17 protein-coding genes are annotated in these 20,788 nt (G+C 43.7%); 3 read left to right on the top strand and 14 right to left on the bottom strand.

What is annotated here, in order from left to right:
- Nucleotides 1-22: 22 nt before the first annotated feature.
- Genes cmr6 through WHS38_05740 form a run of 6 tightly spaced genes read right to left on the bottom strand, consistent with a single transcriptional unit; the run spans nt 23 to nt 7,249 of the window.
- On the bottom strand, nt 23-955 hold the full coding sequence (gene cmr6 / locus WHS38_05715; GenBank protein ID MEJ5300470.1) for a type III-B CRISPR module RAMP protein Cmr6: 933 nt from the start codon (nt 953-955) through the stop codon (nt 23-25).
- Nucleotide 956: 1 nt separating this feature from the next.
- Nucleotides 957-1,361: a type III-B CRISPR module-associated protein Cmr5 gene (cmr5, locus tag WHS38_05720; protein MEJ5300471.1), complete on the bottom strand. Its 405-nt coding sequence runs from the start codon at nt 1,359-1,361 to the stop codon at nt 957-959.
- Nucleotides 1,358-2,227: a type III-B CRISPR module RAMP protein Cmr4 gene (gene cmr4, locus WHS38_05725; GenBank protein ID MEJ5300472.1), complete on the bottom strand. Its 870-nt coding sequence runs from the start codon at nt 2,225-2,227 to the stop codon at nt 1,358-1,360. Before cmr4 ends, cmr5 begins: the two co-directional genes overlap by 4 nt.
- Before the next feature lie 13 nt (nt 2,228-2,240).
- Nucleotides 2,241-3,302: a type III-B CRISPR module-associated Cmr3 family protein gene (locus tag WHS38_05730; GenBank protein MEJ5300473.1), complete on the bottom strand. Its 1,062-nt coding sequence runs from the start codon at nt 3,300-3,302 to the stop codon at nt 2,241-2,243.
- Between the two features lie 16 nt (nt 3,303-3,318).
- A complete protein-coding gene (gene cas10 / locus WHS38_05735) occupies nt 3,319-6,141 on the bottom strand; it encodes a type III-B CRISPR-associated protein Cas10/Cmr2 (protein MEJ5300474.1) in 2,823 nt (940 codons plus the stop codon).
- Nucleotides 6,125-7,249 (bottom strand): RAMP superfamily CRISPR-associated protein, encoded by a 1,125-nt coding sequence (locus WHS38_05740; GenBank protein MEJ5300475.1) that lies wholly within the window; start codon nt 7,247-7,249, stop codon nt 6,125-6,127. The genes cas10 and WHS38_05740 overlap by 17 nt, the downstream gene beginning before the upstream one ends.
- A 202-nt stretch (nt 7,250-7,451) precedes the next feature.
- Here WHS38_05740 and WHS38_05745 point away from each other — a divergent pair, with 202 nt between their 5' ends.
- Together WHS38_05745 and WHS38_05750 are read left to right on the top strand one after the other, a co-directional pair.
- Complete coding sequence (locus WHS38_05745) at nt 7,452-8,645, top strand: TIGR02710 family CRISPR-associated CARF protein (GenBank protein ID MEJ5300476.1); 1,194 nt, start codon at nt 7,452-7,454, stop codon at nt 8,643-8,645.
- Nucleotides 8,646-9,273: 628 nt separating this feature from the next.
- The gene (locus WHS38_05750) at nt 9,274-10,422 is read left to right on the top strand and encodes a hypothetical protein (GenBank protein MEJ5300477.1); all 1,149 of its coding nucleotides are present in this window, start codon (nt 9,274-9,276) and stop codon (nt 10,420-10,422) included.
- A gap of 67 nt (nt 10,423-10,489) precedes the next feature.
- On the opposite strand, the gene WHS38_05755 is transcribed toward WHS38_05750, so the two are convergent.
- From WHS38_05755 to WHS38_05790, 8 genes are all read right to left on the bottom strand, one after another.
- Nucleotides 10,490-11,434 (bottom strand): patatin-like phospholipase family protein, encoded by a 945-nt coding sequence (locus WHS38_05755; GenBank protein ID MEJ5300478.1) that lies wholly within the window; start codon nt 11,432-11,434, stop codon nt 10,490-10,492.
- Nucleotides 11,435-11,482: 48 nt separating this feature from the next.
- The gene (locus tag WHS38_05760; GenBank protein ID MEJ5300479.1) at nt 11,483-13,996 is read right to left on the bottom strand and encodes a right-handed parallel beta-helix repeat-containing protein; all 2,514 of its coding nucleotides are present in this window, start codon (nt 13,994-13,996) and stop codon (nt 11,483-11,485) included.
- Nucleotides 13,997-14,070: 74 nt separating this feature from the next.
- On the bottom strand, nt 14,071-14,730 hold the full coding sequence (locus WHS38_05765; protein ID MEJ5300480.1) for a dynamin family protein: 660 nt from the start codon (nt 14,728-14,730) through the stop codon (nt 14,071-14,073).
- A 10-nt stretch (nt 14,731-14,740) separates the two neighbouring features.
- Complete coding sequence (locus WHS38_05770; GenBank protein MEJ5300481.1) at nt 14,741-15,907, bottom strand: hypothetical protein; 1,167 nt, start codon at nt 15,905-15,907, stop codon at nt 14,741-14,743.
- Complete coding sequence (locus WHS38_05775) at nt 15,876-16,331, bottom strand: dynamin family protein (GenBank protein MEJ5300482.1); 456 nt, start codon at nt 16,329-16,331, stop codon at nt 15,876-15,878. Before WHS38_05775 ends, WHS38_05770 begins: the two co-directional genes overlap by 32 nt.
- A 2-nt stretch (nt 16,332-16,333) precedes the next feature.
- On the bottom strand, nt 16,334-16,714 hold the full coding sequence (locus WHS38_05780) for a hypothetical protein (protein MEJ5300483.1): 381 nt from the start codon (nt 16,712-16,714) through the stop codon (nt 16,334-16,336).
- 250 nt (nt 16,715-16,964) lie between these two features.
- Nucleotides 16,965-19,046: a dynamin family protein gene (locus WHS38_05785; GenBank protein ID MEJ5300484.1), complete on the bottom strand. Its 2,082-nt coding sequence runs from the start codon at nt 19,044-19,046 to the stop codon at nt 16,965-16,967.
- 142 nt (nt 19,047-19,188) lie between these two features.
- Nucleotides 19,189-19,605, bottom strand: coding sequence for a YkvA family protein (locus tag WHS38_05790; GenBank protein ID MEJ5300485.1), 417 nt, complete (start codon nt 19,603-19,605; stop codon nt 19,189-19,191).
- Nucleotides 19,606-20,027: 422 nt separating this feature from the next.
- On the opposite strand from WHS38_05790, the gene WHS38_05795 reads away from it, so the two are divergent.
- Nucleotides 20,028-20,687 (top strand): hypothetical protein, encoded by a 660-nt coding sequence (locus tag WHS38_05795; protein ID MEJ5300486.1) that lies wholly within the window; start codon nt 20,028-20,030, stop codon nt 20,685-20,687.
- Nucleotides 20,688-20,788: the final 101 nt, after the last annotated feature.

Consider the following 20,788-nt stretch of genomic DNA (forward strand, 5'->3'; position numbering starts at 1 on the left):
CAAAAAGACTCACTCTATAGCTTTAAACTCCAAACCGCCCGTGACCTGTTGATGTCTTTCCGCCAAAACCATGTTCTGAAATAGCTTTTTCAAAGGCTTTTTCAAAATTCTCCTTCATCTCGGATGAAAGTTCCTTTTTCAGCAGGAATATGAAGTCAAAAACAGAACCTGGCATTACAGCCAAAAAAGGAATAGGCACAGGCTGCTGATCTTCCGTAGGTCCTCTTTCCCCACCGTAATATTCCCTGTAATGGCAGTTGGTAATTTCGATCCCAAGTTCAGGCACATCAGCGGGAAGAGCATCCATAAATATTACTTTTCCTTTTTTGGCACCAGTTCCCTGGGAACTTTCAACTCCAGCCCCGAAAAGATCTTTAAGACTTTCCCAATAAGTAGCATCTTCATCAGCCCAATGGCTGAAAAAATTTTCATCCTCCGTGGCTTTGTTTACAAGATACGCAAGCCGTAACACTCCCTTGACTCCTTCAGCAGGAATGTAGGGAATGCCCATAGTCCAGTGAAAAGTAAAGCCTCGCTCGGTAGGATTTGAATTTCCAAGCCCAACAATCAATGGGCTTAACAGCTTAGCCCGATACCGGTAACACTCGTATCCAATCCTTTTGAAAGCTTCGCAAATCCCATCCCTTTCTTCTATCTTGCGCTTAAGAATCTCAAATAGGAAAGGCTTTATTTTCCTGTAATATCCCACTGATTCATCAGCCTGATGATGGCCGCCCCCAGAAGATAAAACCGTTTCAGGTTTTGTTTGAAACTGATACTTGATGTGCCCCGTGGCGGTGGATTTTACCGCCTTTAGCCATTTGTTGAAATAGAGACCGAAGTTAAAGGGATTTTCATTACTTAGAGATTTTTCCACAACCTCATTTACAACTGAAGGAAGGGGACGAAAATCCAGTTCTTTCGGCTTTTCTTTTTTACCTTTAGAATCACGCATTCTACTTATCCTCCACGAAAACCTTGCTCACCACCTTGAACCATTCAAGAAACCTTAAAGCTTCCTCCTGGATCGCTATGACTTCCAGAACTCCTTTCTTTGTTATTTCCTCAATTAAATCAGCCGGCTTATTTATGTCGAAGGAAAGCATTCCTCGTTCCTTGAGCCACTCCGCAAGAGCTTCAAAAGCAAGCCAGTGCTTGTCGTCCTTTTTATACTTGTTGTCACCTTGATTAGCCGCCTTTGCCAGAAGAAAGCACAAGGTATGCCCAAGGCCGTTTTGAAGAATCATGGCAGGAAGGCCTGCTACAAAGCTGGAAAATTCTTTCATTGAACCAATTTTCTTAAAGGCGGACTTTGCTTTTTCATAAGCAAAAGCCGATCTTTCTTGGGACAGACTTTTCATTGCTTGCTACCTCCATTTACCCATTGAACCTTGCAGATGCCCTTACCAAGAGTAAAATCTCCGCCGATTTGAATGTGAGAGCAAACGCCGTCCATGGTTACTTTGGAAGCTACATCTTTAGCTTTAATATTGACTCCTGAAGCTCTGACATCCGAAAAAAAAGCAAGAAAGTATAGAACCGAGTCGGAAGGAAGATATTCCTGGTATCTAAGGGAGCCATCCTTTGTGGTTCCGCTAGCATCGTCAATAGCAATGTGAGCCTGAACCTCCGTGGCTGTTCGGACCAGATAGCCAAAAATATCATCAGAAACGATAAGGGCTTTTTTAACTGAAGGGACATAGTTTTTGACAAAATTTTTAAGACTATCCAGCCTGGTATTGTTTTTTACATTAGTTACGATATCTTCAAGTATAACCTGGGCAGGCATACTTTCAATTAAAGCCAGAGATTCATCGGAATTAGACAGCTGGGGCACTCCTGGCAGGGGGTTATATCCAAGAAGTTCCAGATCTTCCGAAAGCCGCCTCAAAACGGCAGGGCATGTTACATGCACAAAGGGTGATACATTGGATCTCACAGGAAAGAATAGAATTCTGGCATCAGTAACGGTAATGGCACCGGCCCAATTGGATCCAGTCTCTCCCGATTTGCCAAAGATACTTTCGGCCGTCCCTTTGTCATTCCAGGCGTTTTCACACCAGTCTCTCATAGATCCCTTAATACCGGAAGCCTGAATCATGGGCCAGGCTGTGTGACGTTCTCTTTGAATGGGAAGATCCACGGCCCCAAGAGCCTGCCCTGATCCGGCACAAAGAGGTGTCAACGGATAAAGAATGCACAACCTTTTTTCTCCACCCCACAACATAAAAACCTCCTAATTAAAAAGATATCAGTTCACACAATCCGGGATTGCTTTTACCAAAGAATACCGTTCCTGCCGGGAAAAAAGTCTCAACGGGTTTGTGAAACCCCTTTCTCATGTCCCAGCCGCCAGTTCGGATGAGCTTTCCGGAAGCATAGGCTCCCTGCGTAAGTTTTTCATTTTGAGCCAGCCGCCAGGGCAATGGAGAAAGAAGAAGGAGTCTGTTTGCCTTTGGCTTCGGGGGTTCTATATCCCCTCCAAGAATACGGTAACGGGTCATCCTTCCTTCACCGCCAAATTGAAACACTCCCAACGGATCCAGATGGGACGGAACGAGTGGTTTGTCTATCCCCACTGCGAGAAAAACACCTTCCTTTAAGCGCACATGTTTTGTGGCATAAAGATGTCCTCGCCTTGTTGTTCTCAAGCTGTAATCCCTGGCAATACCAACTCGATTTTCCAGCACAAAAAGTGCATTTCTCGGAATAGCCATGGCTTTATCGTGCCTAATATTTTCAATGCGGCTTTTCACCGGAAGCTGGAAATTTTCCTGTTCTGCCGATAATTCAAGAGCCTTTGCAGTTACCCAGTAACTTCCCGTTACGGGCTCTGCATCTCGAGGCGGATTCTTTATCCAGACCATGCAGGCTCTATCGGTGAACACCCGGGGCACATTATCCTGCGGGAGCGCCTGAAAGATTTCCAGAATGTCCCTGCCCTTATTATTCTCGCGAAACCAGTTTGCGGGAGCCGGAAAGAGTAGAGTTCTTCCAACCATGAAAAGGGGACCCGCAATCCGGAAACCGCTTTTCTGAGGAGTTCCCCAGAAAGGAAGATTTTCGGCATCGAGGTCTTCATCGTCTCGAAGTTTTTTTACAAGATCAGGCGAGAGGTTTCTCTGAGCCAGTATGGCCGTTCTCAGGGCTCCGACTACAGTGTAAGGCATGGGCGGAAAAAGTGGTCTTCCCGTCTCATGAGTTTCACCCGCCTCCATCGGATCCCCACCCCTAAAGAAGAGGGTATCCAGCGGTCTTAGTTCAAGCCATTGTTCTACAAAAAAGTTCTGTTCCTGCGACATGCCCCATCTCCATCCTTTAGACAAAAGCTTTGTTTCTTCTTACGGCTTCCGCAACGAAATGGGCTATTTCGATTACTTCCGTTGATATGGATTCTTTGTTCTCATCGTCAGATCTTCCACCCAGAAGAAGAACGGCTATGTGTAAAGCCAGTTCGTTAAGAGCCACTGCCATAGGTTTTACCTTGCTCTTTTCAAGGCGAGAGGCGATAAGCCCTAGAAAGCTCTTTTTATCTACCTCCAGGTTGAGAAGAGCAGGTTCCAGTTCGGCAAGGTCGTAAATCACAGAAGAACTGATTTCCTTTCTTGCGATTGCTTCCACGAGCTTTTCAAAAGAATCCCAGACTTTCACTTCCTCCCAGAAGGTATCCTTAAAACCTGCCGTAAAAAGACGCTCACCACCCGCTCTCTTCTGCAAGGAAAGACTCATTGCCGCTCGACCCTTATGTTTTGCATCTTCAAGCAGCTCATGAGCCCGGCTGATGGCAGCTCGAAGAGGCCACTTGTGATGGGCCATGAAAAGCCCAGCAGAAATGGAAATGTCCTTGCCTTCTCCAAGGTGAACAAGAAGACGATCTTTTTCGGAAATTTCGTCATCACTGACTATCGGGGCAACAGTGCCGTTGTTGAGCCTTACGAAAGCCCAGTTGTAGGCTTCAGCAAGCTCCCTTGCCGCTCTAACAGCCGTTGACACAGGAAAAACGGCGCATACGTCGTCACCTCCAGCATAGATGAGCCATCCCGAGTGTTTCTTAACAATTCGAGGAACCGTGTTTAGAGCGTATTCAGAAAGGGCCTGGGATATAGCACCATGAACAGAAGGCGACAGCATTCTATTTTCGTCCATTAAGGTTTTATTTTCCTCTTTCCTTACGATTTCATGCCAGAAGGACTGATATATTTTGGAAATCCTTTTGGCTTCAAGCCGCTTTACAATTTCCGGATGAAAAACATCACGCCACTCCGAAGAAAATCCTCCTGCAAGAAGTTTTCCCATGTTGTCGCCATCCATCACAAGAAGGGCGTAGTAGCGATCAACATTGTGAACAGGATCGTCTTCTGAAGCCTTCTGAATTATTTCCAGGACCCGCTTTGTTTTTACATCGTCAACGGTTTCAATTTCATTTTTCTCACTTTCAGCGCTGTCCTGTCGATGAACGATTTCTGCCACTTCTCTGGGCTTTAAACCCGCATCTCTAATTCTTTTGTCGTTTCTCCTGAGCCAGTCCGATAGAGAAACCTCCGTTGTGGACGGAAACCCCGCGGCATCCTTGAAAAATTCTTTAAGAGGATGGTTTTCTGGAACAGCTCTATAAAGGAGCCTTTTTATAAGTCCAATAGCCGAAAGCCTTTCCGTTTGTTTAATTTCTTTTTCGGAAAACCTTTTACGAATTTCTATCCAGCAGGGATCCAGGCTTGGTCTTGGGTTGGGATCAGGTTTTCTACCGGGATTTAAGACACAGTCCCTTCCCGCGATACTGCACTCAAGGCAGGAAAAGCGCAGGGCTTCAAGATCCGTGTGGAGATGGCATTTTATACCTGGTTCTTCGGCTCTTAAGTTTTCCGGCATAAGTTTCGTGGCCGCAAGGCTTCGTTGAGCCAGGTCGTGAGAAAGGCTGTAGAAAAAGCTTTCGCTATAATAAGCACTTTGATGAGTATCCTGATTTTCGTCCAGAGAGAAAGGAAGTTTATGCGCTCTGGCTTTCCCCAGGTATTCAGAAACCACATCAAAAACTTCTCCAGGTAAGAAATCTTTCCAGTCTGAAGCTTCTTGTTCAGTTAGAAGAGGCCCTGCCGCCCAGTGATATTCCCAGAAACTATCCACCTGACGATCAAAGATTCTTTCGAAAGCTTCAAGGCAGACCTTACCCTGGAGGTTCCGGAAGCATTTTTTAACGACTAGATCTTTAGTTTCCTCAGCGACCTTCTTCCATTCACCAGATACACTTTTCTGGACGAACTCCGCCGCTTCTTTTTCTTCTCCGGCGGGCACAAGAAAGACAATCTTATTCGGAAGGGTTGCCGCCCGGATTTCCAGGGAATATCTCGGCTTCCAGTCCCTGGGAAAACTGAACAGGATGTCCAGGAAAAGCTCAACCAGGGGTTGCCCCACAGGCCAGGGGTAGATAATGTGATCGGAACCATAGCGGAGTATAACCGCTTTCATTGCTTCTGAAGAAAGCCAGGAGAGAATAAGGGAAGCTGTCCAGTGATCTCGAAGTTTCCGGGATCGGGCAATAAAGTCCTGCACAGGAACAATGCTGAAAACCATAACGGCGGCTTTTCTTTCTGGAGACAACTCGTAGCAGGAGTAGAGTGCCGAAGTAAGGGCACAGTGTTGCCAGATTGTATGATCGGGTATGCGACTGTCTGCAGGAAGCCGGATCCACTCCCAGCTCAAGTTTCCTGCTTTAGACGATGCAAGACGATAGGGCAGGATATGGCGGAAGTAATGAAAGAGAGCAGCAGATCGCAAGGGTTGAGTTCTGGGAAGCTGGTTTTCATCGTCTTCCAGCAAGGTTATCAAGTCTTTCGATGTATCAGCGAAAGAGTTTTTCATAGTAAGATGAGCTTTCGAAGTGGGATGAGTGATGACCGGGCTTTTTATAAAATCCACCAGACCACCTTCGTCCTTTCCGGGCAAAAAGGCGCGATCCAGACCTGCGGCGATCATGTCAGCCTTCTTTATAAGATGCTCTTCCGCCGTCGTGAGGTAGAGTTCGCCAATTAATTCCCTGGATCGCCCTATATGATCCCGAAGTCCAAGAACTTTATCAGGCGGATCGTGAAGAAAGGCGGCAAGTTTTTTCTGCCAGTAATTTTCGTCACTTCGCAAGTTCATTGATATTAACCCTCTTTACTGAGTTTTCTGAATCCAGTTTTTCGTAAACTTTTTTCCAGACATCTAATTGATGCGCTGGGCTGAAATAAAGCTCTTTGGTCTCAGGATTTTTGTTTATCTTCAATCCCATACCGAAAGGAATGTGAACTATAAAACCATAATATTTTTCCCCTTGCTTTCTCACCAGGAGACGAAGAGGCGACGCATGACGATCTCCTTCCCTGAGATGAGCCACAGGATGATGATTTGTTACGGGAATCCCAAGAAGATGTCTTTCGGCGAGATTGCCTTTTGGTTGTAGAGAAAGAGATGTCCGAACATTTATGTAAATCTGAGCGAGTTCCTTCATGACATCCTGCCAGGAATCAAAAGGATTTTTCGTCCTCCATATAGCAAAACCTTTTCCATCTAGAGGAGCATGAGGGTAATCCTTTTCAAAAAGTTTTTCAGTGAATGGAATAGGATCCTGGGGTTGTGAAATTTCCAGGCTATTAACTGCTATTTGGAGACTTCCCCAGCCGTTTCTGGATCTGGATCCTGCCGCTGCGAAGGCTCTAAAGTAGTAAAGAGCTGTTTTGAATAATTCTGCCTGATCCTTATCATCAAGGATTTCAGAAGAAACTGAAAGGAAAATAGTAAAGGAACCACCAGGTTTGAAATACTTTCTGTTGCAAAATACGCCACCTTTTTCTTTCTTGTAACGAATGCATCCATATCCCAGATAGAGCAAGGGATTCACCATTCCTCCGCTACGTTCAACCTCAGGATGTTTTACAAATCCCACCTGTTTCAGTTCCAGTTCCAGACCTTTGCCTATCCTTGGAAAACCATTAATTGTAACGACAACGAGACTTTTCCCCCACTCATCCTTTTCGCCACCGGACCCACCAAAAATTTTATTTTCCGCTTCGAGAAGCTCTCCGTGTGATGGGTATTTTACTGATGCGGCAAGGCGCCACCAGTAGCGAAGGAGAGCCTTAAAAGGTTCAGGTCTTAAGGAAGGTGCCTGTTTGGCATCCCCAAGGAACATAGGGGTTATAATGGTTGCCTGAATTTCGATTTTTTCTGTCCTGAAACGCCGTCTTAAAAGAATGCTTCTGTCGCTCATGTCGTTCCTCGTAGACACAGGTTATCTTTCTCTCATTTTTGCTTTACGGGACTGAATGCCATTTTTTCAAAAATTGACTTCAAAATTTTTTGAATTTTTTCCGTGAATCTATTTGAAAAGCCGCTGCCAGAATCTGTAATGTAATAACGAGGATTCTGGGCAATGATCCAGTGAGGGAACCTGCAAAAGAGAGGGATTAAATATGCCGAAGAAAATCCTTATTTTGACCGTAGGCGGATCCTGTGAACCCATTGTTAACGCTATTTCGAAAACCAGTCCTGACTTTGTTTATTTTGTCTGCTCCTCGGGATCAAAAGGGAGCAGAAAAGTTGTGGACGGTAAGGACAAACCCTGTCAGGAAAGGGAAAAGGATGGAACTGTAAAGACCATGCCATCAATAGTTGACCAGGCGGGATTACAGGCTGAAAAATATGAAATAATCGAAATAGAAGATCCCGACGATTTTCAGATGTGCTACGAAAAGCTGCTCGAAGTGAAGTCAGACATAGAAAAACGGTTTGCCGATGAAAGTCTCAGTGTGATAGCCAACTACACGGGCGGTACCAAGACCATGAGCGCCGCCCTGGTAGCTTTTTCGCTCCTTACAGACTGGGATCTTCAGTGCAATGTGGGACCAAGGGTTGATCTGATAAAGGTTCGATCGGGAGATGTTCCGGTTCCGGTAAGCGTCGCTCAGGTAAGAATCAGACAGCATCTTCAAATAGTAAGCGAACTTCTTCGGGGCTACCATTACGGGGAAGCTGTAGAAGTTCTCGAGAGATTGCTTACCGATTCACGATACATGCCCGGAGAAATACGAAGAGAACTCATTAAAGCAAACAACCTTTGTAAAGGCTTCAATGCATGGGATCTTTTTGATCATCGGGAAGCTCTAAGCTTTTTGGAACACTACGGTGAATTTACGGGCAGGTGGCTTGCGTTTTTAAGAAAGCTCATAAAAGCTCAAGATCAGGAACAGGGCGGATACGAGGAGGTAGAAGATCTTCTTTTGAACGCCGAAAGAAGAGCGGTTCAAATGCGGTTTGACGATGCGGTGGCACGTCTCTATCGAGCGGTTGAGCTCCTTGCCCAGATAAGACTCAAAAAACAATACCAAATTGATACATCAAACGTGGATCTCAGCAAAGTCCCGGAAAGTGTCAGAACAAAGCTCATCCCTGATGATGACGGTAAGGTCAGAATAGGGCAGAGCTGGGCTTATGCAATCCTGACAGCCATGGATAACGAACCAATGGGAGAAGTTTACCGCAAATGGGAAAAGCGATTGAAAAACGCTCTCACCAAAAGGAATTTTTCTATCCTGGCTCACGGGAATGTTCCCATAGACAAGGCCACTTACGATGAAGTTTCCAGTACTGTGTGTTCCTTCATATAAAGAAAGTTTCGACGCTATAAAATACAAACAGCAGTTACAGCAGTTTCCGAATGTAATCCCATGCCTCTAGCTTAGCATTAAGGCGCCCGTATTCGGGTGCTCAGGTTACATTATTAACAGGGCTGTCCAATAAATGAGAGTGTTCTAAAAACTCCGTAATACATTGTAGGGGCACGGCATGCCGTGCCCCTACAATCGGTGCGCCCAGCATGGACGTGTTCCTGGAGGTGAGAGTCCTCTCGTGAGTTGATCACAGCGAGCGAAGGGAAGCGCAACTGCACGAGGGTGACCGAGTGTGGGGAGGAAGCGTGGAACGAAACTGCGAGCCAATGCACACAGGAACCAGACCCCACCCCGACCCTCCCCGTCAACAGGGAGGGAGACCTCTCCCCGACTCCCCGTTAACAGGGAGGGGGTGAGGAGCAGGGCAAGAATCCGCAAATCTCTTGTTACCAAGGCAAAGTGGCATAAATTCGGCGGCTGTGCATTATGTATCAGTCGCCCCTACGCTTTTTAAAACACCCTCTGTCCAATAAATTGCAACGTTACTATTTGATATGGTAAAAACATACTACTTATGGGGTTATAAACCGGTCAGCCGAATTTTAAAACTTTCCCGGAGGTTATCATGTCGAGTCACCATCATATTCTGGTAGCCAGTCGCCAACTATGGCCAAACATCACAGGACTTGTGCTTTTAAAGGAACGAGGTGATATCCCTGACCATATAATAATTCTTCATACAGAAAACACTACGGAATCTGCAGGTCCAGCCGAAAGACTAAAGGATTTCACCAGGAAAACTCTCTTCAGTAATACAGATATATCTCTGATCCTTCTAAAAGACTCCACGCCAAAAACCGTTAAGGAAACGGTTAACTCCATTATAACCAATGCTCCTTCCGATGCACGTTTTACCATCAATGCAACAGGTGGTCTTAAAACGATATTTGCAGGTTTGTTGCCCCTGGTTTCGCTAAACAACGTGGAGGCTTTCTATAGAGAAATCAGCGGCGTCTGGTATCGTTTGTTGCCACCCGATGAAATCGGTGGAGCCATTAACCTGGAAAAAATGGATATTCATGTTTCTACGGATGATCTTCCAGTTTTGGATCTTGTCGAAACCCAATTTGATAAAGTTCCGGGTAAGCAATGGAGAGGAGATAAACTTCCTGATATAAATGCTAAACGCCTCAAGGATCTGGTATCTTTAGGTTTTAAGCTTTTTTGGAAGTGGGAGCATCTGGCTAAATTATTCCCCGAGTTAACAAACGCTTCCAAGCAAATTCCAAAAGGCCACATCTTTGAGAGATTCTTTGGTGCCATGGTAAATCATTTCATGAGTCATCCCAATCAAGCTGTTTTAAATGCCAGATGGATCGGAGACGACGGAAGTCATTCGGAAGAACTGGATCTTGTAGTAAACTCGGCGGGTAGAATTGTCATCTTTGATCTCAAACTTTCCAAGGGCGGAAGTGCTTTCATTGACCAGCTAGCTAAAGTCTCTGATGCGGTTCGCCGTCTTGGTGGAATCAGCGCCACAGGAGTCCTGGTGCGTCCCGGTATAGAACATTCAGTTCACTTTAAGAAAGAATTATCAAAACATTTTGGGCTTGAGTTATGGGCTCAAGAAGACATGCCTTTTATCATAGAACGCTTGGCACAAATATTGAAAACCTCCATTCCCAACGCTTTAAAACCTCTCAATGATTTTCTAAAAAGTAAAAGGCAAGAAAATTGTAAGTTTTTCATTAACGATGACCCAAAGAAGCGCTAACGAATTGCGAAACTGGTATAATTAAGAAAATACTCAACTTCCACCAGGTGCACTGCTCGAACTCATATCAGTAAAATTCTGGATAGCCTTTCTGATGCTCGAGAATAAAAGCTTCATCCACTGCCTTTCCTGCATCTTCATATCCCAGTTCCATAAGATCGAGAATAAACTGGCGGGAGAAATTAAGAACCGATGAAAAAGATGTATCAATATTTCTGGACGGGGAAATTCTTATTACTCTGATACCCTGAGCTCTGCAGCGTTCGTAGCAGTTGCAGAAGTTGCTTGTGGGAAAGTCTATGGACACTATAGCAGATGGTCTTCTGCTGCCCACCAGAAGCGGTTCCAGTGAAAGCCTTGCCCATCCTGCATCAACCAGCTTTGCACCCCAGAGACTTTGAGCTCTGAAGAGAACGGGTATGGATGCAGATGCCAACAGAGCTCGCCTCAGGCTGTTTCCATCCAGATGGAAAGATGAAAGATATACCGGTTCTCTTGCGGGAGCCATCAGCACATCGAAGAGAAATCCAAATCCCTCCATGGTCGCTATTATGAGCTCCTTTGGAGATCTGCAGACAGCCTTATAGTCAATTACTGAATCAACGATGCTCACAAGAGGCATATCACCGAGAAAACCATCTCTTCCGGACAGCACATCCTCGAAGAGAGATGCAAAGGCGCTTTCAAAGGTCTTAGCACGTTGCATCATTTCGGACATTTTCGATATGATCGAAAGAATCATCGTGATGGAAAAGGTTTCGGGAAGGGAGAGCCAGACCTTGCAAAGATGGGTCATCTCTTCGGGTGAACCCGTTCCCTGAACGTAAAAGGCGCCGTTCAGAGCGCCGATGCTGGATCCCAGCACTCGATCAAACCTTATTCCTTTCTCGGCAAGGCGAAGCAGAGCTCCAGCCTGGTAGGCTCCCTTCGCACCACCAGGAGCCAGGTTGAGACAAATTAAAGGGCTGGAGCTGATCCAATCTTGCTTTCTAACCAGATCCGTTGTTGCCATTGCGTCCCCTTCGGAGATTTTACCGCGATGGTTCAATTAAAATTGCATCTAATTCTGCATAACATACTTTTTCTTCAGTTCTTCCACCATTGCAATGTATATGGCTTTGGTTTTTTCATATTCTCCGCGCTGTATTGCAACAAGGCATCTGGTCAGGTATCTATTCCATATGTCTGCGTAAATGCTCTGTCTGTCTTCTCTTCTATTTATGTTTGAGACTATAACGGGAGCGATCCTGTAGTATTCTTCAATGAGCTGCTTTCCGTCCGGCTCTTTGATCAACCATGTATCCCTGAAAGCTCTGAAAAGCTCAAGTTCATAGCAGTTGTCACCTTTTCCGAGTGTCTCAATGGTTGCCGTGGTTATAAAGCACCATGATGCTCTGTTTTCAACTCCAGATGCTCTGTTTTCAACTCCATCGGGAAACTGACAATTTTGACAACTGACTTTTGAACCTCCGTGGTAATTAACACCGCACTTGTTTCCAAATGTTATGACATTATGCATGTGCACTTCTTTGACCTCGTCTTCCAAATATATTCCTGCTACTTTTCCATTGTACACCACGGAGTTACGAATAATCGCAGTAGCTGAATCTCCTACCAAAATCTGCGGATAGTCTCCTGCTTGTCCGTTATTTGAAACGGTAACTGCATCTATGGTTGCTTCGGACTGTTCAAGTGCAACCAAGCCATTGCGTTTATTTCCTTCTATAGAGGAATATCTAATATCAACTTTGGATTTCTCAAACCAAATACCTGTTCCATTGCCATTTATTATCTTCGAATTATTCACAATCTCAACAGTAGAATTTTCTATCCGAATCTGCGCATAATCCCCTGCATGTCCATTGCTCGCAACAATAACCTCGCTTAACTCCATGTCAGATTGATCCCGTATATCTAAGCCATTGTATTTATTTTCTTCTATAGACGAATTCCTGATAACAACGGTAGATTTAAAACTCCTGATACCTGTTCCATTGCCGTTGACTATTCTTGAATTACTCATAATCCTAATAGAAGAGTTTACTACCTGAACTTGGGGATAGTAATCTTGTCCATTACTCCCGATGGTGACTGCTTCAAGAGTCACATTGGATTGATCTTTTATATCCAAGCCATAGCACCTATTGCCTGCGATAAAAGAACTTCTAACGGTAACTTTAGATTTTTGACATACAATGCCGGTCGCATTGCTGTTGATTATTCTCGAATTATTGGCAATTTCAGCGGTGGAGTTTTCTATCGAGACCTGCGGGTAGTCTCCTCCTTGTCCGTTATTTGCAATAGCAACTCCATCCAGAGTTATATTGGATTGATCCTTTGCTACCAAGCCACTGCCTCTGTTATCCTCCACGGCAGAGTTCCTGACAGCAACTCTGGAATTGTCAGCCCAGATGCCAACTGAGCCGTTGCTTATTCTGGAGTTGTTCACAACCTCGACAGTAGAATTTAGTGTTACTAGAAGATAAGCATCATCCATGTAGCTCTTGAGATTAACACCATTCAGAGAAGCCCCTGAATTTTCAACTTTTAAGCTCCCCAGTATATTACACCCTATTAACTCCAAATTCGAACTGGTTGCAATGTCTACCCCAACAAAACTGCAGTTTGTGAATCTAACTTTGGTGAAGCCAGGTTCTATCACCAGCCTATTCCCTGTAAACTCTGTATTTTTAACCTCTAGTACTGAATTCCTGTTCTTAGGGGAAAGTATCAGGTCCCTAAAAAACAATTTGCTTTCCTCGCCGGAACCCTCTATGGTGAGTTTATCAACTACTGCCCTGCATTCCTCATCCACCAGCTCACACGGTGGAAGCTTCACCGTACCTTTACAGGACAATACATCTCCCAACGACCACCAGAACTTTCTTTTTCCATCGGCATATTGATATTCAAGGAATTCCTCGAAGTAGCCCTGGCATACAGCTACAAGGGGCAGGTTCGATACCCAGGATCCCGCAGCAAATCTTATAGATGCATCAATGACACTCCTGGCCTTTTCAAAAAGCTCTTGGGACGGGGTGTTTTCCGAAAGCAAGTCCGCAAGATTTGTCATGTGTCGTTTTATGTCGTTTATTATGTTGCCTTTTTCTACAATGCCTTCCCGTTCAAGCTTGTTGCTCAGTCGGCGCAGAGTTTCATCCGCTCTCCGAAGTATTACTTCTCTTACATTTTTTATTTCCTTCATCAAATCCATGATAAAGCTTCTAAGCATCTCGTCCGCAAAAAAGCTGGGCTCACCTATGTTTTCATCAGTTGTTACGGCAGTCCTGATAATCTCAACCATCCTCCTGTAAAGTTCCGTTGCTATACTGGATATTCCGCGTTGAAGTTTTTTCACCTCAGATTTTATAATTTTATCCCAATTTGCACGCGATTCTGAAACAGCTTTGAGTATCTCCGTTTCCAAATTGTTCAATTCTCTATAGACAGCGGAAGTGGGTACTACCACACTGTGGATGTTCTCCTGAGAGAGAATCTCTTTGATCTTATCCAGAGCCACATGTTTTTCTTCTTCCGTGTCCAGAAGATCAATCTTGTTTGCTGCGATTATCAAAGGAACCTGGGTTTCCTTTCTTATTCCCCTTACGAGTTCGAGTATAGACTTTTTTATCTGCTGTTGAACATCAACTACAAGAACAATTGCATGAGAAGTAAGCGTGAGATCCTGATTTTTTCATTTATCCTGCCTTCTTTATCATCTATCCCATGAAAGCCTGGAGTGTCCAGAAACTCGATCTCCTTAAAGTGTTCCGGGATATCTGGGGCTTCTAGAACGATCCAGTCAAATTCGTTCAAATACGCTTTTACAAGGAGGTTGTCGGTCTCACCTTTCCGGATATTTCTGAAATCCGTCAGCCCGTCTTTGGGTTCATACGAATATACACTTCCATCCTCGTTTCTCTTTTCCCAAAAAACTCTTTCTTTATTTCCCTTTCTGAGCACCGTTGGAATTGCTGTACACTCGTCGAGATCTTCTGGAAGAACGCTCTTCTTCATAATGGCATTAATCAAGGAAGATTTACCAGCAGAGAAAGCTCCCCAGAATGCTACTCTGGGACTAGTATTTAAAAGCCCTTTGACCCTGTTGTAAATGAGTTCAAAATCTTTCCATTCCTTGTCTAATTTTTTTTCCAATTCATTTTTTTCATTCTTACTTTTGGGAATGTCATTCTTAAAATAAACCAGCAATGGATGCTTTCTATAGAAGGCAAAAGGATTTGTTTCGAAAATATTTTTAAATCTTACATTTTGCCCGGATGGGTCTAACATGGATACAAAGCCCTTCATCTGAGAAAACTCACATGCTGTCCCTTAATCGTGCCATCTCTTCCACTATCCATTCCCTGTGCTTATTCAATCTTGCCTTCCAGTTCTCAAAATCCTCTTTTTTCTCCTCCGCTTTTTCCAGAGCATTTTTCATCGCCTGCTCAATATTTTTTAGCTGTTCGGAAGAATAATTTTCTGCAACCTCCTCCAGCTTTGGGTACAACTCATTTTCGGCGTATTCATAAAGCCTCTCTCGAAAATCATCTGCCATTTCATTTGCCTTTTTGACCAGCTCGTTTCGGATGCGCTCCTCGCTAAGCGGATCCAGAATCTTATGAAGTCTCAATACCATCAACAAACCACCCACCACTTCTAAAACGCCCTTCAAGAGTCGGAAAACAGGAGGAATCCCCATTAGAAAAACAGGAAGTGCATTCAAAAAAATCCTTGAGTAACTTGCCCTAGAATCCCCAGTAACTTCAATATCTTCTAGGTTGATGCCCTGGCTAACAAATATGTTTAATTCCTCTTCTACTGCCCCTTCGATTTTCATCGCTGCCTTTTCCAGAATTTCAATAGCAACAATATTGAAAGCCGCATAGTTCCTCTCAGCGACGACCCGACCAACCGTGTTTAATGCGGCATCTACCAGAGCCTTCCGAACATCTATAACTTCGTTTCTTATTATCAAATCCACTTTCCTCTTCAATTCAGCGATTTTTCTTTTGATTTCTTCCTGAATCCTTTTCCTTTGTTGTTGAGCTTTCTCGATTTCCTGCTGGATCTCGTCCATATTCAATGAACCAGCTTCCAGGGATCTATCAATCAGGCTTAAGAGCACAGGAAGCATATTCAAAGCTTTTTTGGTTATTGATATCGATTTCAATTCAAGCGATGCACTCAAAACTTCTTCCAGTATAAACTTTCTAAGTTTATCTATCTCTTCAGGTGTTGTGGTGTTTACCGCCACCACTCTGCTGATACTAACTTCTTGAGCTATCTTGCGAACATGTTCAACCTGTTGTCTTATCTCTTCTTCGCTGTCCAGCAAGTCCGTTTTGGTCATCAGAACTACAATCCTCGCGGCAAAAGAAGGCCTATCAGCTATGAAAGACAGATCACTTCTGGCCAATCCCTGGCTGGCTGGAACTGTGTAAAATACAAAATCAGCATTTGCTAAAACCTCTGATGCCAGCATTTCCCTTGCCGAAAAAAACAGATTTTATACCGGGCGTGTCTATGAAAACTGTTCCTGGCGGAAAAAGATTGGTGATGATTTTTACCTCGACAATTTGCTTTTCGGCAAAATCTATATCTTTTATTTTCTCCAGGGGATGCCTTGCCCCGGAAACACTTATAAACTCTTCGCCATCTTGGGTCGTTGTCAATCTGACAATAGTCTGTGTGGTTTCATTCAGACCTGTTGGTAGCAGATCTCTTTCCAGTAGGGCGTTAATAACCGATGTTTTTCCAGACGAAAAGGGACCCACCAGAGCTATACTCAATGGCTCAGACATTGCCATTTCAAGATCGGAAACAAGAGACTTCACATTGCTGTCATTTACAGCGATGTCTCTGCATATCTCCTCAATCCTGGCTACAAGCTGTTTTTGCTTTTCCATTTTTAGTCCACTCCCCTTTTTACAAATTCCAGAACCTCTTCAAAGGGCTTACCTTCCTGGAGAAGACTGACAACCTTTTCTGCCACCTGGTTTTTTCCATAAGTCTTTGCCCATGTGGAAAACGCTTGAATATCGTCGGTGTTTGATGGATTGGTGGTTTTGATTTTTTGCTTTAGAGCCTGAGGGTCACTGGGCATTCGATTTTTGTTTTCCTGTATGTATTGATTGAGCTTTTTTATGGCAAAATCCCTGCTTTTCTCAACTTTTGCTGTGGCTTCTTCTTCCAAAATCCCTAAAACTGCTTGCATATCCAATCGAAAACTTTCCCTTCCCTTGTTCCTGAGCCACTTTTCAGCTTCCTCAAGGGGATCAGGAGATTGCATAATTTCTCTGACAACGGAGTCGGGACATCCTGCTCCTATAAGCTCTCCTACGATAAACCCTTCATAGGGCCACTGTTTTTTGTAAGCTGGTTGGCGTTGTGTGGGCTGGTAAAATCCTTCACTCTCCTCCTTTTTTTAAGGTTCTGATTTCTTAAACCACATCCAAACCAACAATCCAAAGGCACCTATAAAAAGCAAGTAAACTAAAAAACTGAGATCAACTCCTTGATTTTCCATCGTTACACCCTCCTTAGTTTTTTATGATGTTCTCTATCTCACCTAACCGAGAAAGCCTTCTGCTGATTTCTTCTTTAAGTGATTCAAGAGATTTTCTCATTTTTTCTTTTTTATCTATGATGTCATCAATTTCTTTTTTCCCTTCCTCCTTTCTTTTTTCCACCAAGGTGATTTCGTTATTTAATCTGCGCAGTCTCTCTTCAATTTCCTCTCTGAAGGTTCCCATGATAGCGTTTTCTAGTCCATCTAGAGATTTCGTTATCTTATCTATAAGAATTTGCTTAACCGAACCGGCTTGTTGGGACAGCACTTCGTTCACCTCGACATAAACGTTTTGTACTAGCTCATCCTTATCAAACCATCTCCGCCAACCTAAAAATCCGGTATCTATATTCAGCTTTACATTGAATTTTGCCACCTCTTTTTCCATGAAATAATTAATGGTTCTCTCAATGCTGGAAACAATGGACTCCCTTAGTTTAACAGTAGTTTCGGTGCTTTCGCTTTTTTTAATGAAGTGGTCCAGTACCACTTCATTGAGGTCTTCCCTCAATTTATTAAATCCCTCTTGAACAGATTTTTTTGCTTTCTCCAGTGAATTACTGATCCTGTCCCTTATTTCAAAGGAAAATCTTCTCTTCATTGCTTCTTCTGAACTTATATCTTCTGATCTGACATTTATCTTTCCACAATTGAGTGTTGCGCGTTTCTCCAATTTCAGCTTGTGTTTTAAAAGTTCTTCTTTAATACTAACACGGAACTCTCTTCCTTCCAGTTCCATCTTTCTGAGATAGTCTCTCTTCTCGTTAAGTTCCTTCTCCAAAACTTCTAATCCTTTTCTGGCATTATCAAGTTCTTCGTCAATCTCTGCTATGTGGTCCTGAGCTTCCTTATGGAGATTCTTAAAGGTGGTTTTCAGGAAATTCAAAGCAACAAATGTTATTATTTCCGACATGTTTTTAACGATGAGCTCATCGAGCTTACTTTCCAGCAAATCAATGCCACTTTGTTTGATCCACTCTTCAGGATCATCTCCCCACTTATTGGCCTTTGCTCGCTCTATGATGCTTTTATCTTTTTCCCTTATAAGACGTCCATTTTTTACTCTCATGCCCACAAGGTAGAGAGCGGCTGAAACCTCTATAATCCTGTTGGGATCAAAAATCCTGGCCATTTCCTTAGAAAGGCTATCACCATAACCAAAGTTTTTTGACGCCTCTAAAACTCTGGATGATGCCTTTCTAAGCATTTCTTTGAGCCTTGTTCTTTCATCGGGCCTGAGCCGGTCAAGCTGGGTAACAGCAGTGACAACAGAGCTATGAGAAGCCTTTTCAACAAATTCTGCAAGGTAATTTATATCCTTGCTGTCCATAAAACGTATACTGGGGGCTGTGCAGTAAAGGATAGCAACTGCTCTTTTGAGGAGTTCCCTGGTGGTATTTGATCTGGCTTCTATGGGATCATCCAACCCTGGGGTGTCCACTATATCTAGAGACCGCAAAATATCATGTTCAAGATACAGGGTTGCCTGTTTGACCACATAGCTGTACTTACCTCTTGATGAAACAAAGTCTTCAATTTCGTCCCATTCAACTTCTCTGGTGGTTCCGAGCACACTGTGAATTTCACTTCCAAGAGCATGCTCGGCAAAATTCACCATCTCTTGAGCCCATTTGCTGTCTTCCGTTCTAGACCTGGATTTTTCAACTATTTGCTCCCATTCTTCTGGAGAGTAGAATTCAACTTCGGCTTTTCGCTTGTTCCCCCACTTTATAATGGTAAGACGAGCTGTCTCCGGCGAAACACTTGTCGGCAGAACCTCATCCCTGAAGAACAAAGCATTCATCAATGTCGTCTTTCCTGATTTTATCTGGCCGGCCATTGCAACAAGGGGCTTCTTTTCTCCCCCACAGTAACTTTCCAGGTCTTTTAATCTTTCGAGGATATCCGGATTCTCGCCTGGTAGCTTTTTCCCCCTTTCATCAAAGATTGCTTTAACTTCCGGAGGGAACTCTCCCATTACCAGCTTTTTTACTTCAAGTGCCAGTTCCATCAATTTTCTAGTTTTCTCAAAGGCTAAGCCATCACTGATCATAGATTTCCTCCCGGATAAATTCACTCGTATATGCTCTTTCCGTTTCCCAAAAATGTTCTAACGTAAAAGCAGCTCACCCAAAGGAATCTCCCTGCATTCCCATTGCTTTTCATCAGTTAAATAACGTCTAAATGGTAAGATTTTATGCAAATAACTCGTCATATATCTCTTTAAATTCTCTGTCCTGTGTTGCCTTCCATTTGCAGTATTTTCTGAGATCTTCCCCTACCAGGTTCCAGGCGATAAACAACACACTGACGTCATCGGCAAACCCAGCAAGTGGAATAAAATCGGGGATTAAATCTACTGGGTTAATGACATAGAGCAAAACAAAGGCTATAGAAGCTATTGTAAACCACGGAACATCTTTGTATCTATCATCCACAAAATCTTTCAACATATTCCACAAAAGCTTTAATTTCTTAATCTGCTTAGCCAGAAGACTTGATTTTTGTATTACATTGAAAAGTTCGCTTCCGCTGCTTGCGGCTCTGAAAACATCTTCCTGCGATATTTTTCCAACACCTTCTTCGAAATGCTTTTTGTAATCTTCTGCCATGGGACACCTCCAGCTTTTAGTGGTTATACCTGATAACCCTTACACTCAGGTTCTTTCCACAAGTTTTCAAAACATCCTTTCCCATACACGATCTCTCAGCCTCCTATCTGTATTACGGAACCAGAAACGATTTTTTCAAATCCTCAGGCATAAATTTTTTTCGAAAAGAGATTTTTTTGATGACCCCTTAAGGAAAGGAACCGCGGAGCAAACCCGCGAGCCACTGTCTCGAGAGGGACGGCGTCCACACCGTCTCTTGTTTGACCTACCCGCTGATTCAATTTCTCGCACAGCCCGGTGCGGACCATCACGCCGAGTTTAGTGAAAAGTGATCAGTTAGCCAGTCTGACCGTCCCTGCAGAAAATCTTGTGGAAATACCACAGATATCTGGCTATAAATTTTCTTGAGGTGAGGTTTGAAGATGATCAGTGGAGCATTTATCAGAAAGCTGGAAAGAGTCCCGCCAGATCTCAGGGACGTTTTGATTAGCCTTATAGAGGAAATTGAACGGCAAAGGGAGGAGTCCGTAACCAGAAGAGAGTTCAACGAGCTTAAGGAAATAGTTAGAGATCTGGCTGAAGCTCAGAAGAAAACCGAACAAAGGCTCAACGAACTTGCTGAAGCTCAGAAGAAAACCGAAGAAGAACTGAAGAAGCTTATTGGAGAACACAGGAAAACCAGAGAGGAAGTTGGCAAGCTTTCCCACTCTATTGGGTATATTCTCGAAGACCGGGCTTTTGTCCATCTACCACGATTGCTTAAGCGAGATGAGGGAATCGAAGTTGATGCTGAAGGGCTTAAAAGAGATTTCGTGGAAATTACGCCCGGGCGATATGAAGAAGTCAATATTCTCGGTAAGGGTTATAAAGGAGACAAGCCGGTTTGGATAATAGCCGAATGTAAAACTCAATTCAAAAAGAGGGATGTTGAAGACTTCCTTAAGAAACTTGCAAGAATAGAGCGGTTTTTCCCCGGAGATCGCATACTTATTGCCGTAACCTATCAGACCCCGCCTCAAATACAGCAACTGCTGAGAGAAAAGGGCATAAGGCTTTACTTTTCGTATCAGTTTGGCTTTTAGTTTTGCTGTATTCTGTTGAAATTCTTATCATTTCTCCACCTTCGGTTGAGGATATTCTGAAAAACCACCGGGTATTTTAAAGGGGATGCTCGAAGGTCCGA

This window comes from Thermodesulforhabdaceae bacterium (assembly GCA_037482015.1).
Lineage (GTDB): Bacteria > Desulfobacterota > Syntrophobacteria > Syntrophobacterales > Thermodesulforhabdaceae > JAOACS01.